Raw genomic sequence first — 15,624 nt, forward strand, 5'->3', positions numbered from 1 at the left:
ATCGGTGCCGGGCTAAGCCCACGCCGCTGGTAGGACGCGCGAGTCGTGCGGGGCCGGGGGGGGGGGCGTCGTGAAGCACCTCGTGCGCTTGGACAAAGTTATGGGAATGTTATTTGGAATTGAGCGGGGTTAACTTCGTGGCCACCGCCAGTTCGCTCGTTCACTCTACGGTGGGGGGCGACCGGGCCGAGTGAACAAAAGTGAAAAGCTCGGCAATAACTTTGTGAAGGGCCTAACGTGTTTACGAAATCCAAGTACGTGAAAACGATTGCTCTCCTCACCGGCTCAGCGCTGTTCCTTGCGGCGTGCGCCGATGAAGGGGAGGACACAGAGAACCAAGCTGAGGAGACGGTGACGGAGACCGAGGCCGTCGAGGTCGACCCGGTGTACGGGGAGGAAAACGGGCTGGACCTCATCGAGTTGCAGGACACGAAGCCGGCGGTCGCCGAGGTTGAGGTCGACAACGAACCCGATCGCATCGCCATGAACCTCATGGAGGACACCTCCACGGAGATGGGCTTCAACTGGTACACCAAGGACGCCCTCGAGGATTCGATGCTGCGCGTCTCCGAGCAGGAGGACATGTCCAGCGCGATGGAGTTCGTCGCCGAGGCCACCGAGGTGACCAACCGCTACGCGGAGCGCGACGAAGACGGCTACTACATCTACGCCGCCGTCACCTTCGACGAGGAAGGGGACATGCTTGTCGACGACCAGGGCAACCCCGAGGAGATCCAGGGCTACTTCACCGACGAGCAGATCGATCGCGAGAACTCGCAGTGGACCTCGGAGGGCTCGAAGCTCGCGCACCTGTCGCTCGTCGACGTCACCGAGCACTCCAATAAGGCGACCGCTACCGGCCTGCAGCCGGGCACCACCTACTACTTTCAGGTCGGCTCCGAGTCCGAGGGTTTCTCCGAGACCGGTAGCTTCACCACCTCGGACCCTAACGAGGAGTCCTTCCAGTTTATCCACTACACGGATACCCAGAACGCGTACTGGAACGAGCACGTCAACAACGAGGCCGCCTACGGCGCCGACACCCTCGAGCACGCGATGGAGGTCGCCCCGGACGCGAACTTCGCGCTGCACACCGGCGATTTCGTCGAGACGGCCGCAGTGGAGGACGAGTGGGTGGACAACCTGAACGCCTCGCGCGACGCCAACCTGAACCTGCCGCACGCCTACACCCCCGGCAACCACGACGAGTACAACCTGCGCTGGGAGGACGGCGTTCACGAGACCTCGTTCAACGAGCACACCAACGTTCCCGTCACCAACGACAAGATCGACGGTGGCTCCTACTACTCCTTCGACTACTCCGGTGCCCACTTCGTGGTGATGAACACCAACGACAACAAGGAGTCCGAGGACAACCCGGACCAGGGCGCCGTTGGCCGCGAACAGATGGAATGGGCGAAGGAAGACATCCGCCAGGCGCGTGAGAACGGCGCCAACTGGATCATCCTGGCCTACCACAAGCCGGTGTACTCCGCGTCCTACCACTCGTTGCAGGACGAAGACGTCCAGGTCACCCGCGAGGAGTTCGTGCAGATGGCCGACGAGCTCGATGTCGACATCGTCCTCCAGGGCCACGACCACAACCTGACCCGTACCAAGTCGTTGACGTACAGCCCCGATAACTTCTCCTACGGAGAGGTCGAGGAGACCGAGAAGCGCGACATCGACGGCGTGGAGCACCACGTCAACCCGGACGGGGTCACCTACGTCATCCCGAACACCTCCGGCACCAAGACCTACGACGCGATCTACCAGAAGGGCGCCGACCACGTGCACAACGTCCGCCCGAAGCTGGACTGGATGACCCAGGACGACGTTGACCTGTGGAACAGCCTCTTCGACGTCGCGGAGCAGCCGGAGGACAGCCCCAAGTTCGACCACAAGCACGAGAACTACCGGCAGTCCACCATCCAGAGCTTTGCGGTCTACTCGGTCACGCCGACCACCTTTAAGATCGACTTCTACCAAGTCGAAGGCGACCTGCACAACGGCGAGGACCGCGAAGTCACGCTGTACAACTCCTACGGCATCACGAAGGAGTAACTTACGCACGACGCGCGCAGAAAAGCCGGGCTGTTGCCCGGCTTTTCTGTGGTGATGGAGTGTCCCCGGGGTACTTAGTAGGTCACGGAGGTCAGCGGCTCCTCGCCGAGGCGCTTCTCGCGGCGGTCCTCCTCCAGCTCCTCGGCGGCGCCGTGGCGGCGGGCGTTGTAGATAACCACCGAGGCGATCAGCGGCACCACAATGAACGCGAGCAGAACCACGAGCGCGACCCAGAAAGTGCTGTCGTAGATTCCGTCGGTGGCGCGGATGAAGGCGTAGCGCGCGTAGCTCATCGGGTGCAGGGCGTGGAAGAACTGCAGCGGGCCCGGGATCGTCGGCAGCGGCCAGACGCCGCCGAAGACGAACAAGCCGAGGGCGAAGAACTCGATGGAGAACAACCCGCCGACGAGGCGGCCGAAGAGGACGCGGAAGAACTGGAACAGAGCCGCACCGTTCGCGGCGATGAGCGCGACAACGAGCGCCATCGTGGCCCAGTTGTCCGGGCGCCACCCGGTAATCACCGAGATGGCGGTGAACACGGCGAGCACACCCAGGTTGATCAGGAAGATCAGGCCGAAGGCGCGCAGGACGGGGCCGGCGTCGGTACGGCTGTCGGAGCGGCGGCCCACGATGTGGGGCAGCAGCGCGGACAGGACGGCCATGACGAGGTACCCGAAGATGAGCATGATGATGAGGGAGAAACCGCTTTCGACGGTCTTGACGGTGGGGTTGGACTCGTCGACAACCGCCTGCGTCGGGTGCATATTGGCTTCCTCGAAGATGATCGGAACAGCCATCTGGCGCGCCGAATCGGACAGCTTGGACACGACCGGGGCGTTCTCGGCGCCCTCGACGAGCTTGTCCGAAAGCTCGGTGGAACCGTCCTTGAGCTGGGCGACGCCGTCGCTGAGCTGTGCGCCGCCGTCGACGAGCTGGACGGTGCCGTCCTTCAGCCGCACCGTGCCGTCCTTGAGCTGGACGGTGCCGTCCTTCAGCCGCACCGTGCCGTCGAGTAGTTGGTCGGTGCCCGAGCGCAGCTCGGTGGAGCCGTCGGCGAGCTGCTGGGAGCCGTCGAGGAGGCGGTTCACGCCGTCGAGGTAGGGGGCCTCGGGGCTGTTGAGGTTCCAGCTCAGCTCCGCCGTGCCGTCGCGCAGGCGGTTCAGCTGCGCCACCATGTTCTCGGCGTTGGCGGGATCGAGCTTGGACAGGGTGCCGGCAAGCTGATCGGCCTGCGCGGTCAGGCCCACCGCGTAGAGGGTGTCCACGATGGGGCCGGCCTGGCCGACGACGCCCTGGACGCGCTCCAGAAGCGGGATCAGTGTGCCGGTGAGCTGCTGGACACCGCCGTCGATTTGGGCGGCGCCGTCGCCAAGCTGGCGGGTGCCGTCCTTCAGGGTGACCATGCCGTCGCTCAGCTCGTGGGCGCCGGCCTCGAGCCGTTTCGCGCCGTCGTTGAGCTGCCCGGCGCCGTTGTTGAGCTCCGTGGCGCCGTTGTCGAGCTGGCTGGCGCCGTCGTTGAGCTGGGTGGCACCGTTGTCGAGCTGGCCGATACCGTCGACCGCGCGTCCGGTACCGTCCTGGAGGCGGCCGAGGCCGTCGTCGATCTGGGTGGCGCCGTCGGCGGCGCGGCGGATGCCGTCGCCAAGCTGGTTCATGCCGGAGAGCGTTTCGTTGGCGTAGGTCTCGGTGATCTGCGCTGCGATCTCAGCCTGCAGCTGGGGGACGAGGCCGGCGGTAAGGACGGCGCCGTTTGTCCCGCCGTAGTCGTTGTAGTCGACCCGGACCTCGGACTGCTGCGGGTTATCGGAGATGAGGGAGACGGTCCGCGCGGAGAAGTCCTTGGGGATGGTGACCACGAAGAGGTAGTCGCCCTTGGTCAGGCCCAGGCGCGCCTCCTCGGCGTCGGTCTCCCGGAAGTCCAGGTATTCGGTTTCAAGCAGGCCCTGGACCACCTGGTCGCCGACCGCCATGAACTCGCCGTTGTTCTCGGCCCCCTCGTCCTCGTTGACGATGGCGAGGGGGACGTTGGGCAGGGTCTTGCTGGGGTCCCACATGGCCCACATGTAGGTCGCCGAGATGAGCAACGGGACGACGAGGGCGAGGACGATGAGAATGCGCGCCAGGATGCTGGCGGGGCGCCAGTCCAGGACGCGGTGGAACCTGCCTCCCGAAGAAGGTGCGGTGGTGGACGTCGACAAAGCCGTTTCCTTTCACATCACACCCGCCGTTGTGATCAATAACTGATATAGCCGGCGGGTCGCTTTTTGCTTAGGAAACTAAATTAATCGAAAAATGGTCCGGATTGGAAGTGAATCGGGGAATATTCCGGAAAAAATTGTATCGCGGGTCACAAAACGCGGTGACCTGGGCCGTTACTCCAGCGGCAGGAGGCGGTTCTTTGCCCCCTTGACCTCCCCGAGCCGGGGGCGGGCCTGATCAAGGATGTGCCACTGCTCGCGCGGCACGGCCTTCTTCGCGGCGTCCACCACCGCGGTGTTGGGGGTGCCCCAGGCAATAGGCATGGGGGTGATGACCTGCCAGCGGCCCTTTTCGTGAACCGAGCGGCGCCCCCCGACGGCCGCGACCGGGACCTTTGCGCCCACGGTCTCCGGGGTGTGTGGCAGCGAACGCACGTTCTGCGTGGTAAGCGCCCACTGGGCTGGCTCGTCCGGGTCCACCGTCGTGTTCACCAGCGCGAGCAGCGTGTAGTCGGTTCCCTTGTGCTCGGCGATGATGGCCGGGGCGAGGGGGTGGGCGCTGTAGAGGGACTGCGCCGTGCCCACGGAGCGGGGGATGAGCAGACCGACGATGAGCATCATGACGCCGAACAGCGCGAGGCCGAGAGAGCCGAGGAGGCGCCAGGGCGAGGCGGGGTCGACGAAAAACCACACCGCCACGGCGCCGACGAGGCAGAGCACGAAGAGCGCGACCCCCGAGATGACGAGGTAGCGGGTGTCGCGCAGCATCTCGTTGTGCTGCTTCGCGTACGCCTCGTCCACGTCGAATTGGAACACCTTCATCTCGCTCATGTGGACGATTCTATAGGTCGTCCTCGTCGACGAGCCGGTAGGCGTAACCCTGTTCCGCGAGGAAGCGCTGCCGGTGCAGCGCGTATTCCGCGTCGAGGGTGTCGCGGGCGACGATGGTGTAAAAACGCGCCTCGGTGCCGTCGTGTTTCGGGCGCAGTAGCCGTCCGAGCCGCTGCGCCTCCTCCTGCCGCGAGCCGAAGGTCCCCGAGACCTGGATCCCCACGGCCGCCTCAGGAAGGTCGATGGAGAAGTTCGCCACCTTCGACACCACCAGCGTCCGGATCTCACCCGAGCGGAAGGCGGCGAAGGCCTCCTCGCGCTTCTTCGTGCTCGTTTTCCCGTCGACAAGCGGCGCGCCCGTGCGCTGCGCGATCTTCTCCAGCTGCTCGATGAAGGCCCCAATGATGAGGACCTGCTGGTCCGCGTGCTTTCGCAGAAGCTTATCGACGCCCCGCAGCTTGCCCGCCGAACACGCAGCCACCCGGTAGCGCTCGCGCGTCTCGGCGGTGGCGTAGGCGAGGCGTTCGTCCTCGTTGAGCGTGGTGCGCACCTCCACGCACTCGGCGGTGGCGATGTAGCCCGCCATCTCCAGTTCTTTCCAGGGGGCGTCGTAGCGCTTCGGTCCGATGAGCGAGAACACGTCCTCCTCCCGGCCGTCCTCGCGCACCAACGTCGCCGTCAGCCCGAGGCGCCGGCGCGACTGCAGGTCCGCGGCCATCCGGAACACAGGGGCGGGCAGGAGATGGACCTCGTCGTAGATAATGAGGCCCCAGTCGCGCGAATCGAAAAGCTCCAGCGCCTTGTACTCTCCCTTGGTCTTGCGGGTGACCACCTGATACGTCGCGATGGTCACCGGGCGGATCTCCTTCTTTTCCCCGGAGTACTCGCCGATCTCCTCCGGGGTGAGCGTTGTGCGGCGCACAAGCTCGTCGCGCCACTGCCTGCCAGCCACCGTGTTGGTGACCAGGATGAGGGTGGTGGTCTGCGCCTGGGCCATCGAGGCGGCACCCACCACCGTCTTGCCGGCCCCGCAGGGCAAAACGACAACTCCGGAGCCGCCCTGCCAGAAGGCCTCGGTGGCGTACTGCTGGTAGTCGCGCAGCTGCCAGCCATTGGTGTCCAGTGCGATCGGGTGGGCCTCGCCGTCGACGTAGCCGGCGCGGTCGTCGACGGGCCAGCCGATCTTGGTCAGCTCCTGTTTAATCCGCCCGCGCTCGGAGGGGTGCACGGCGATGGTGGTCTCGTCGATCGCCTGGCCCAGCAGCGGGCGGATCTTCTTGTGGCGCGTGATCTCGGTGAGCAGCACGGCCTCGTCGGCCTCCAGGATGAGGCCGTGGGCCGGGTGCTTGACCAGGCTGACGCGGCCGTAGCGGGCCATCGTCTCCGCGACGTCGATAAGCAGCGGCTGCGGCACCGGGAAGCGCGAGTAGCGCTCGAGCACGTCTACTGCGGTCTCCGCGTCGAAGCCGGCGGCGCGGGCGTTCCACAGCGCTAAGGGAGTGATCCGGTAGGTGTGGACGTGCTCGGGGGCGCGCTCGAGTTCCGCGAACGGGGCGAGCGCGGCCCGGGCGAGGCCGGCCTGGGGGTGGGCGGTCTCCAAAAGCACGGTCTTGTCCGATTGAACGATGAGCGGGCCGTCGGGCACTGGGTTCCTTTCTCCGTTCCTGATCCCCGTTCGTGATCCCGGTTCCTGATCCCGGTTCCTAATCTCGGGGAAGACCACCCATTATGCTCCTGCCGGGCGCTAGGCGCGTAGTGCCCGGCCCCAGGAGAACTTGGAACCGTTGTTCAAGATGGTGCCGCGGTAGATACGCGCGGCCAGCCAGGTCACGGCGAGCGACGCGACGAGCGAAACGGCGAGGGAGGCCGCGAGCTGCAGCGGCGGCATGTCCCCGGCCGCGTAGCTGATCGGCGCGGAGAAGATGGAAAACGGCGGAATCCAGCTGAGCACCTGCATCCATGTCTGGTCCGTGGCGGACCAGCCGAAGAAGGGGACGTACAGGGAGGCGATGAGGAGGATGAGAATGGGCACCTGCGTCGCCTCCAGGTCCTCCAAACGCTTCACCATGGCACCCGCCGCGGCGTAAAGGGTGCTGAAGAACAGCAGGGACAAGGAGAAGGGGATGAGCATGAGCGGAAGGATCGACCAGTCGAAGGGCACAGCGTCTGTGACCCCGCTGAGGGCGAGTGCGCCCGCCGTCACCGCGATGACGATGGCGCCGCTGATAAAGGCCATGGCAAAGTTGCCGAGAATCTTGCCCAGCAGAAAGTCGAACGGCCGGACCGTGGTCAACAGCAGCTCGACGACGTGGGAGTCCTTCTCGGTGGCCACCCTGTTGCCCACCTTCACGCAGAAGAAGATCACGGTCACCATGAGCAGAAGCGTCACGCCGAGCGCGGTGACGAGGCGGGCGAGTTCAGCGGCGCTTCTGGAACTTCCCTCGGATTCCTCCTCCGGCCCCGACTCGGACCCCGCCTGAGGCTCCGTCAGGTCCACGGTGGTGATCTCGGTGTCCGGCGCCGCGGCAGCGAATTCGTCCGCGCTGAGGCCGAAGGCGTCCAGAGCCTGTGCCGTCGAGTATTCGTCGGCGACGATGGCGACCAGCGCTGCGACGGTCGGGGAGGGCGTACCGTTGGCCAACAGATCCCAGCCAGTATCGGTGCCCACGACAGCGGCGTCGGCCTCGCCGTCTCTCACCTGTTGCTCCGCGGCGGCGCGGTCCGCCACCTCGTCGGCCTGGGCCCCGGCGTCTTCGAAGGGCTCGGCGGGCACGCCCGCGACGGCCAAGCGTGTTGCCTCCGGCGGGTCCTGGTCGACCTGCCAGGAGATGAAGGCGACCGCAGCGACGATGACGACGAGCTGGAACAGCAGCGCGAACCAGGTTGATTTGCTCCGCGCGAGGCCGCGGATCTCGCGCTCGGCCGTCGTCGCGGCGGCGCCGATCGGGGAGTAGGGCGGCAGGTCTTTCACGGCTGGACAGCCTCCTTGAACAGGTCGGTGAGATCGGGTGCGACGGGCGAGAAGGAACGCACCGGCCCGGCCGCCAGGGCGGCCTGGAGGATGCGCTGGTCAACGTCGGGTTCGGCGTTGTCCTGCGGTTCCAGGACAACGCTGTCCTCCTCCTCGGATACCACGTTCACGCCGTCCGGGTACCAGCCGCGGGCGCGGGTGCGCACCTCGAAGCGCAACGGGCCGCGGGAGCGCAGCTCCGCGACAGTGCCCTCGGCCACCATGGCGCCCGCGGAGACGATGCCGACGCGGTCGCACAGCCTTTGCACCAGGTCGAGCTGGTGGGAGGAGAACAAAACGGGGATGTTGCGGGAGCGGGCCCTGGCGACCAGCATCGAGCTCATCGTGTCGACGGCGACGGGATCGAGGCCCGAAAAGGGCTCGTCCAGGATGAGGATGTCCGGGTCGTGGACCAGGCTCGCCGCCAGTTGCACCCGCTGCTGGTTGCCTAAGGACAGCGATTCGAGGGGGTCGTCCGCGCGCTCGGCGAGGCCGAGTTCTTCCAGCAGTGCGGTGGCGTTCGCGGTGGCCTCCTTCCGCTGCAGCCCGTGCAGCCGGGCGAAGAAGACCAGCTGCTCCAAAATCGCGTCCTTGCTGTAGAGGCCGCGTTCTTCCGGCATGTAGCCGATGCGGCGGCGGGTGTCGTTGTTCAACGGGGTGCCGTCGAAAAGCACCTCGCCCTCGTCGGCGGAGAGGACGCCGAGCGCGATGCGCATGGTGGTGGACTTCCCGGCGCCGTTGGAGCCGACGAAACCGTAGACCTCGCCGGGGCGCACGCTCAGACTCATCCCGGTAAGGGCCTGCACCTCGCCGAAGCGTTTATGCAGGTTATTGACGTCCAGAGTGGGCATGCGGGGATCTCCATAAGGGTAGGGGGCGGCGAGAAAGCTAAGGCAAGGATAACAAAGTCGCCAGCGCCGCTCACCTACAGCGGCTCGGCCGCCGTTACCCGCGCCAGGGGTACCCGCACGACGCGCCCGCTGTCCACGTCCTGTCCGTCGAGCTGGCCCGCGGTGACGCTGAACGGCACGATGGTCAGGGTTCTTTGTGCCCCGGCGCTGTCCACGAACCCGAGGGTGACCCGGTGCCGCGCCCTGGCGGCGGCGCGGATGATGCCCAGCGCGTCCGTTGTCGGCGCCTCGCCGCGCGTGCGCAGCGCGCGCAGCACCTCCTCGGTGTCGCGCGGGGCCGGGGTGCGGGGCAGGCGCGCGGGGGTGGCGCGCACCAGCACCGGGTCCGGTGCGACATTGAGCACGGCCCCGGTGGAGTCCTCCGCGCTCGGCTGGAGCCCGGCCGCGCGCAGTTCGGCCATGAGCTTCGCAAGCGGCAGCTCCGAGACGGCCACGGTGGGTGCGAGCACGCGTAGCGACACCACCACCCCCGCCGCCCTTGCCAAAAGTGCCGGGTCCTCGGTGCGCACGTAGCTCAGCGCCGCCCCGGCGCGCAACGCCCCGTGGTTGCGGGCGACGTCGTCGATGAGGAAGCTCAGCGCCTGGGGAACCTGCCCGATGCAGTGCTGGGAGAGCCACTCGTGCAGCTCGCGAGCGCCCCACCCGGCGCCGAGGGCGCGGCGCAGCGAGGCCTCGGAGATGCGGTAGACGCTGGCGAGCCCCGGCGACTCGAGGTCGGCGAAGGCCTCCACAGCGCGCGCCGTGTCGGGGGTGGGAGGGCCCGGGATGAGAAGCGTCAGGTCGGCCTGCGCGATGACCTCCTCGACCTCCGGCGGTACGAGCTCCCCCGCGGAGGCCACGACGTCGCCGCCTGCCAAGAGAGCGCGCAGGGGAGTGGAGGCGTGCTCGCCGCCGAGCGCGCCAAAGTGGTGCGCCTCGCGCACAGCAGCCTCGATGAAGTCCTCCGACATACCGGCGGCCACCACCGGGGCGCGGTAGAACAGCGAGGCGGGGTCCTCGACAACCGTCGCCCGCGCGCTGTTGAGGCCGGGGGCGTGCGTGGTGTCGTCGAAAAGCCGGGCGTCCGTGTCGATGCGCCAGGGGGAGGCGACCCAGGCGCTCAAAAGGAGCGCCCACTGCTGCGCCAGCGGCGCGTCGAGCCAGAGCAGTCCCTCGCGCGTGGCGGCGAGGACCGGGCGCTCGGCGTCATCGTCGCCGCGTCCGAGGATCCCCGCGGCCTCGCCGGTGGTCATCACGAGCGAGGGGTCGAAGCCGAGCTGCTTCTTCAGGCCCTGGAGGGAGCGCACCCCGACGGTGGAGTCCTTGTTCAGCGGCAGCGGTTCGGCAAGCAGCCGCACCAGCAGCTGCCGCGTCTCGCGCACGGCGTCGAGGCCCTGGGCGGCGGCTTCTCGGTCCACCGCCTGCTGGTCCACGGGGTCGGTGGGCGGTGGGGCGAGGGGGTACTCGCGCGGCTGTTCGCCGCGCAGCGCCTCGCGCACGGGCCGGGGCAGGCGTACGGTGTTCGGGCCCTGCAGGACGAGAAGGTCGGCGTCGATGAGGGAGCGCACCGTCGGGTTCAAAGAGCGCATCATGCCGACACCGCCAGCCTGCGCCAGCCTCTCCAGGACGCTGCGGGACTCGGCATCGAGCGCCTCCACCTGTGCGGTGAGCCCCTCCGGCGCGCGGTCGAGGATGCGCCATCCCGGGGGCAGCCCGGCCAGCGCGCCGGGCGCGACCCGCAGGCCGCTTTCGCCGTAGACGAGCCCCCACGCGCGCAGCTTTGCCACGCTCGCCGCGGCGTCGACGGGGAGGCCTTCGAGGTGTGCGGCGCTGACGGGGTCGAGCTCCGCGCCGTGGTCAACGAGTGTTTCCAGCACCGCGATGTCGGCGGCGTTGAGTCGGCGCAGCGCACGCGCCAGCGATGCCGGCAGGTTCAGCCGCGATGTCAGGGCGGCCAGCGAGGGCGGGGTGGGAAAGGTGGCGTCGGGGCGGGCCTGGATGAGCGTGCGCAGCTCCTCGTCCGACATCGCGGCGAGGGCGGAGATGAGATCGTCCATTATGGGGGTGAGTGTACGTGCGTTTTGGCGGCGGACGTGAAAGAATATGGGGTATGGTTAAAGACGTAGAAAAGATCGGCCGCAAGAACCCGGCCTGGCCCGAATACACTCCCACGGGCCACCCCGTCACCGAGATCACTTCCTCCCTCGCCGGCGCATCCAGCCCCTTCGGGGACGACCTGATCCTTCCCCGCCCGTACGAGGAAACCGGCTACGTCCACCCCACCACGCGCATCAACCGTTAAACGCGCCCAGAGCGCAGTAAACCGCCTGCCCCGGCGATAACGCCGGGGCAGGCGGTTTTTCGCGTAGCGCCCGTTGAGCCGTGCTTAGCGCAGTGCGGCCAGCGCGGCAGCGACGTCGCCCGCGAGGAGGGCGTCGATAAGCGGCTTGTTGGCGTTGTAGAACGCGTTGTAGTTGTCGCGGTTGGCCTTGTAGGTGTCGTGGACCACGGCGGGTACGTGGATGTTGTACTCGGCCAGCTTGGACACGACCTGCTTGTACAGGGCGTCGACCTCAGTCTCGGTGGACTGCTGCTTCGGTGCCGCGGCGGGGGCGGGGGCAGGCGCCGGTGCGGCGGAGACGTTGCGCGGGGTGGGGGCGGAGTTCAGGCCGAGCTTCGCGGAGCAGGCGGGCCACGCGCCCCAGCCCTGGCCGGCGAGGGTGCGCTCGGCGACGGCGATCTGCTGCTCGCGGGTGGCCAGGTTGGCGGTCGGGGCGAACTCGGTGCCGCCGTAGGCCGCCCAGGTGGAGGGGGAGAACTGCAGGCCGCCGTGGTAGCCGTTGCCGGTGTTGATGGACCAGTTACCGCCGGACTCGCACTGCGCGAGGCGGTCCCAGTCGGAGTCGGGGGCAGCCGAGGCCTGCGGGGCGACGACGCCGCTCAGGGCGGCTGCGGCTGCGGTGCCGGCGAGTGCCTTGGCGGCAAAAGATACGGTCTGCTTGGTGTGGCGTCCCATGAAGTCTGTCCTCTCTTGTTGTCGCCTGCGAAGTTAGCTGTCGGGTTCTGGCGGAGGCGCCAGGCCGCTGTCGGTGCGGCTTCACCCCGTGCGCGGCGCGCGGTGGGTTCCCCGCTCCTGCCCTGTGAAGTTCAGTTGCGTGCGCGGGGCCGGGCAGGATTCGGCGGGCCCCGCTCAAGGTCTCGCCCGTATGGGCATGGCCGACACTTTATAGCTTTGTAACGATTGAGTCACGTAAGCGACACGGAACGGCCATCAAACCGTCCCATATGACAGTGTTTTCGCAGGTCATGCGCGTAGTGTGAACTATGTCACGCGCAATGGAGGCTGCTCTTCTCTCCCGCCCCGCGCGCGGGTATGATAGGCGGTCTTTACAGGACTTATCGCAAAAGAAAGAGGGGACGGACATGCCGATTGGAAAGGTGAAGTGGTTCGACGCGGACAAGGGCTTCGGCTTTGCGTCCAACCCGGGCGACGAGGACGTCTTTATCAGCAAGTCCGTCCTGCCCGAAGGCGTGGAGGACCTCGTCGCAGGCCAGCGCATTGAGTTTGACTTCGCGGCCGGGCGCAAAGGCCCCCAGGCGCTGCGCGTCGCCGTGCTCGAAACGCCGAAGCGGCGCCCCGTCCACCGCCGCAAGCCCGAGGAGCTGGGCAGCATGCTTGCCGACGTCATGACGCTCATCGAAACCCAGGTCCAGCCGGCACTGACCGCCGGGCGCTACCCCGAGCGCAAGGAAGCGCGCCAGGTGGCGGAGATCCTCCGTGCCGTGGCGAAGGAGCTCGACGCCTAACTGAACGGCCGCGTCCTATTCGAAGGCGACCGACCACGTTGCCAGCACGGGGGTTTCCTCCCCGCCTGCGGCAGCGTCCACGGTGAGGAAGGAGACCTCGGCGACGACGAGGCGCGCGCCGTCCTTCACGGGGTCCGCGGTGGCGTTTTCCGCTTGGCCGGACTGGAAAAGCTGCTCCTCGTTCGCCCCCGGGTCGTCGTAGATGGTGAGAAGCTTCCAACTGGAGGAGGCGATCTCCTCCGGCAGGGTGAAGGTGACCGGCGAGGACTCGTCCAGCTCGAACCTGGGGGGCTCGCCGCCGTCGCACTGTTCGTCGAGCTCGCAGATGGTGTACGGCTCCACGAGGAGCACGGAGTCCCCGTTGGCTACTTCCACCCGCAGCTCGCCCGGCGGGGTGATGGGCCGGGAGCGCTGCCACTCAAGGAAGAGCGCGAAGCCGCCCACGACGAGGGCGACGCCCACGACAAGGACGAGCAGCTGCGCCCAGGCGGGCACCTTCTTGGTTGAGCTCATGGCGGTGAGTCTAACCGGCGGGTTCGAAACTGACGCGGTACAGGTCGGGCCAGCGTTTGCCCGCGAGGTAGAACTCGTCGGTGCCCGGGATGTGAGCGATGCCGTTGAGGACGTTATTCGGGTCGGGGGCTGCGTTGTTCTCCAGCCCGGACGCATCGATCACGGCCGTGACCGCGCCCGAGTCGGCGTCGATGCGGAGGATATCGGTGGTGAGGAAGACGTTGGCGTACACCGCGCCGCCCACGCACTCGAGCTCGTTGATCCCGCTGACGGGGCTGCCCTCCAGGGTGACCTCGAAGCGCTCGCGCTCCTGCATCGTCTCGGGGTCCATCCGCCGCAGGTAGCTGGTGCCATCGGAATAGATCAGCTCGTCCTGGCGCGCGCACAGGCCCCAGCCCTCCCCGTCGATTCCGGCACGCCCCGTCTCTTCCAGCGTCTCGGCGTCGCGCTGGATGGCCACCCCGTTGCGCCAGGTCAGCTGCCACAGGTGCTCGCCCGCGCGGGTGATGCCCTCGCCGAAGTACTCCGGATCGAGCCCGGCGCTGACCAGCTCGTCGCCCTCGACCGTGCGGCGGTACACCCGCGACTCGCCCTCCTGGCCGGTGCCCACGTAGAGGGTGCCGTCCTCGGCGACCTCGAGGCCCTGGGTGAAGCTGCCGGGGTCAAAGTCGTAGCGGGCCTGGACGACCGCCTGCAGCTGCTCCGGACCTTCGGCGGCGGCCGAGCACGCCGCCGCGCCGGGCAGCACGACGGAAAGCACGGCGAGGTAGCAAAAGGCGCGCGCAGAAAGACCCATGCTCACTATCATGCACCACCTCACGCATAATGAGTGCGTGTCTGCTTCCACCAGATCTTCCCGTTCCTCCCGCCCCCGCCGCCCGTTGCTGGGGGACCGGGCCGTCGCCACCGCCAGGGAGGCCCTCGAAGAGATCGCCGGGGGCGAGGTGGGCGAGCACATCGGCGTGGCGGGGGTAAGCCCCAACGTGGCCACCCACCGCTTCGCGGCGGACGAGCCGGGCTACCCGGGCTGGGAGTGGAACGCGGTCGTGGCCTGCGCCACCGGCTCCACCTGGGTCACCGTCAACGAGGTTGCGCTCGTTCCCTCGCCGAGCGGCGACGCCCTCGAGGCGCCCGACTGGGTGCCCTACTCCGAGCGCCTGCGGCCCGGGGACCTCGGCCCGGGCGACCTCATGGCGCCCGCGCCCGACGACGACCGCCTCACCGAGGATTCCTTCTCCCGCGACGCCGTGACCTTCGCCGGGCGCGACACCAAGCGTTACCTCACCCGCGCCGGGTTAGAGGACGCGAAAACGCGCTGGCGCACCGGCGAGTTCGGTCCCAACAGCGAGTTCGCCGAGCAGGCCACCCTGCACTGTCGCAGTTGCGCGTTCTGGGTGCCGCTGGGTGAGCCCGTCGGCGACAACTTCGGGGTGTGCACCAACGAGTACTCCGCCGACGGGCGCGTCGTGGCCGCCAGCTACGGCTGTGGGGCGCACTCCGACACCGAGGTTGACACGGAGGCCAGCTCCGCGGGCACGCCTTACGACGACGAAAAGCCCCTGTACTAGGCGCGTGGTACTGGGCGCGTGATACTGGGCTCGTACAAACTGTTTAGAACGACGAGGCCCGCGCCCGACGCAGCTCGTTGACCTCCCTGTGCGTCGGAAGCCCGGCGCGTTGCAGCGCGGTGCGTCCGCCGACGGTCGCGGCGTACTCGCGCCAACCGGAGACGAGGCGCGCTCCGTAGACCGGGTCGACCAGCCAGGTTTCCGCCTCCATGAGATCTGCGACGCGGAAGCCGGCCGGGGCGGGATCGATCGTCGCGCCCCGCCACGCGAGGATGTCCAGCACGCCGTCCAGCGCGATAGAGGGCGTCGTATGCGGGTGCCCCGATACCCGCACGCGCGCGGTGCCGTCGGTCGCGATAGTGAGCAGGGCCGCGGCGATGGCCTGGGGGACGCGGGAGTGGGCGTCGATAAGCAGGCCCTCGTGCGTGGACAGCGAGGCGAGGGCGAAGCGCTGCCACCCGCAGTCGGGGCCGTGCACGGCCGGGTTTTCCCGCTCGTCGCGCAGCGGGGAGGAATCGACGGTGATTTCCTCGGGCGAGGGGGTCAGCGGGCGCAGGGAAAGCGCCGCGAGGCCGCCGCTGACCTCGATTACCGCCCGGCGGGTGCCCGAGACGAGGGAGAGGCGCACGCGAAGGCGGTTCAAATCGGCCGCGGACACACCGAGCGCGCGGAGGGCCCGGGCGTAGGCGGGCGCGTCGACGACGGTGCCCTCCGTGACCACGAAGGAAAAAACCTGCACGACA

The 15,624-nt window shown here is 67.9% G+C and carries 14 protein-coding genes and 1 riboswitch; of the genes, 4 read left to right on the forward strand and 10 right to left on the reverse strand.

All coding sequences use genetic code 11. From position 1 onward, the window contains the following. Positions 1-237: 237 nt before the first annotated feature. Positions 238-2,064 carry a purple acid phosphatase family protein gene (locus CAURIS_RS03240; protein ID WP_290342793.1) on the forward strand — a complete coding sequence of 609 codons (1,827 nt, stop codon included), beginning with the start codon at positions 238-240 and terminating at the stop codon, positions 2,062-2,064. A gap of 74 nt (positions 2,065-2,138) precedes the next feature. On the opposite strand, the gene CAURIS_RS03245 is transcribed toward CAURIS_RS03240, so the two are convergent. The 6 genes from CAURIS_RS03245 to CAURIS_RS03270 all read right to left on the reverse strand — a co-directional run bounded on the left by CAURIS_RS03245 (position 2,139) and on the right by CAURIS_RS03270 (position 11,050). Then, positions 2,139-4,262, reverse strand: coding sequence for a YhgE/Pip family protein (locus CAURIS_RS03245; RefSeq protein WP_290342794.1), 2,124 nt, complete (start codon positions 4,260-4,262; stop codon positions 2,139-2,141). Between the two features lie 174 nt (positions 4,263-4,436). Continuing rightward, positions 4,437-5,093, reverse strand: a complete 657-nt coding sequence (locus CAURIS_RS03250) for a DUF3239 domain-containing protein (RefSeq protein ID WP_353959245.1) — start codon at positions 5,091-5,093, stop codon at positions 4,437-4,439. Positions 5,094-5,103: 10 nt separating this feature from the next. After that, positions 5,104-6,738 carry a DNA repair helicase XPB gene (locus tag CAURIS_RS03255; protein ID WP_290342795.1) on the reverse strand — a complete coding sequence of 545 codons (1,635 nt, stop codon included), beginning with the start codon at positions 6,736-6,738 and terminating at the stop codon, positions 5,104-5,106. Between the two features lie 99 nt (positions 6,739-6,837). Further along, on the reverse strand, positions 6,838-8,064 hold the full coding sequence (locus tag CAURIS_RS03260) for an ABC transporter permease (protein ID WP_290342796.1): 1,227 nt from the start codon (positions 8,062-8,064) through the stop codon (positions 6,838-6,840). Next, a complete protein-coding gene (locus CAURIS_RS03265) occupies positions 8,061-8,954 on the reverse strand; it encodes an ABC transporter ATP-binding protein (protein ID WP_290342797.1) in 894 nt (297 codons plus the stop codon). The genes CAURIS_RS03260 and CAURIS_RS03265 overlap by 4 nt, the downstream gene beginning before the upstream one ends. 74 nt (positions 8,955-9,028) lie before the next feature. Beyond that, positions 9,029-11,050 (reverse strand): helicase-associated domain-containing protein, encoded by a 2,022-nt coding sequence (locus CAURIS_RS03270; RefSeq protein WP_290342798.1) that lies wholly within the window; start codon positions 11,048-11,050, stop codon positions 9,029-9,031. A gap of 53 nt (positions 11,051-11,103) precedes the next feature. Between CAURIS_RS03270 and CAURIS_RS03275 the strand changes: the two genes are divergently transcribed. After that, entirely contained in the window at positions 11,104-11,295 is a 192-nt protein-coding gene (locus CAURIS_RS03275) for a hypothetical protein (protein WP_290342799.1), read from the forward strand. 84 nt (positions 11,296-11,379) lie between these two features. Here the strand turns inward: CAURIS_RS03275 and CAURIS_RS03280 are convergent, their stop codons facing one another. Continuing rightward, positions 11,380-12,009 carry a resuscitation-promoting factor Rpf1 domain-containing protein gene (locus CAURIS_RS03280; RefSeq protein ID WP_290342800.1) on the reverse strand — a complete coding sequence of 210 codons (630 nt, stop codon included), beginning with the start codon at positions 12,007-12,009 and terminating at the stop codon, positions 11,380-11,382. 7 nt (positions 12,010-12,016) lie between these two features. Continuing rightward, positions 12,017-12,156, reverse strand: a riboswitch (cyclic di-AMP (ydaO/yuaA leader). A gap of 260 nt (positions 12,157-12,416) precedes the next feature. On the opposite strand from CAURIS_RS03280, the gene CAURIS_RS03285 reads away from it, so the two are divergent. Then, positions 12,417-12,800 (forward strand): cold-shock protein, encoded by a 384-nt coding sequence (locus CAURIS_RS03285; protein WP_290342801.1) that lies wholly within the window; start codon positions 12,417-12,419, stop codon positions 12,798-12,800. A gap of 15 nt (positions 12,801-12,815) precedes the next feature. On the opposite strand, the gene CAURIS_RS03290 is transcribed toward CAURIS_RS03285, so the two are convergent. Further along, positions 12,816-13,313, reverse strand: coding sequence for a DUF2771 family protein (locus CAURIS_RS03290; RefSeq protein ID WP_290342802.1), 498 nt, complete (start codon positions 13,311-13,313; stop codon positions 12,816-12,818). A gap of 10 nt (positions 13,314-13,323) precedes the next feature. Then, positions 13,324-14,109, reverse strand: coding sequence for a glutaminyl-peptide cyclotransferase (locus tag CAURIS_RS03295; RefSeq protein WP_290342803.1), 786 nt, complete (start codon positions 14,107-14,109; stop codon positions 13,324-13,326). A gap of 10 nt (positions 14,110-14,119) precedes the next feature. Between CAURIS_RS03295 and CAURIS_RS03300 the strand changes: the two genes are divergently transcribed. Next, a complete protein-coding gene (locus CAURIS_RS03300) occupies positions 14,120-14,881 on the forward strand; it encodes a DUF3027 domain-containing protein (RefSeq protein ID WP_435384021.1) in 762 nt (253 codons plus the stop codon). Positions 14,882-14,924: 43 nt separating this feature from the next. Here the strand turns inward: CAURIS_RS03300 and CAURIS_RS03305 are convergent, their stop codons facing one another. Next, positions 14,925-15,620: a hypothetical protein gene (locus tag CAURIS_RS03305; RefSeq protein ID WP_290342805.1), complete on the reverse strand. Its 696-nt coding sequence runs from the start codon at positions 15,618-15,620 to the stop codon at positions 14,925-14,927. Between the last annotated feature and the right edge of the window lie 4 nt (positions 15,621-15,624).

Source organism: Corynebacterium auris (assembly GCF_030408575.1).
Lineage (GTDB): Bacteria > Actinomycetota > Actinomycetes > Mycobacteriales > Mycobacteriaceae > Corynebacterium > Corynebacterium auris.

Coding starts and splice junctions, on each gene's coding strand:
- CAURIS_RS03265 (WP_290342797.1), bottom strand. CDS start 8,954: ATGCCCACTCTGGACGTCAATAACCTGCATAAACGCTTCGGCGAGGTG.
- CAURIS_RS03295 (WP_290342803.1), bottom strand. CDS start 14,109: ATGGGTCTTTCTGCGCGCGCCTTTTGCTACCTCGCCGTGCTTTCCGTC.
- CAURIS_RS03270 (WP_290342798.1), bottom strand. CDS start 11,050: ATGGACGATCTCATCTCCGCCCTCGCCGCGATGTCGGACGAGGAGCTG.
- CAURIS_RS03250 (WP_353959245.1), bottom strand. CDS start 5,093: ATGAGCGAGATGAAGGTGTTCCAATTCGACGTGGACGAGGCGTACGCG.
- CAURIS_RS03280 (WP_290342800.1), bottom strand. CDS start 12,009: ATGGGACGCCACACCAAGCAGACCGTATCTTTTGCCGCCAAGGCACTC.
- CAURIS_RS03290 (WP_290342802.1), bottom strand. CDS start 13,313: ATGAGCTCAACCAAGAAGGTGCCCGCCTGGGCGCAGCTGCTCGTCCTT.
- CAURIS_RS03285 (WP_290342801.1), top strand. CDS start 12,417: ATGCCGATTGGAAAGGTGAAGTGGTTCGACGCGGACAAGGGCTTCGGC.
- CAURIS_RS03275 (WP_290342799.1), top strand. CDS start 11,104: ATGGTTAAAGACGTAGAAAAGATCGGCCGCAAGAACCCGGCCTGGCCC.
- CAURIS_RS03300 (WP_435384021.1), top strand. CDS start 14,120: ATGCACCACCTCACGCATAATGAGTGCGTGTCTGCTTCCACCAGATCT.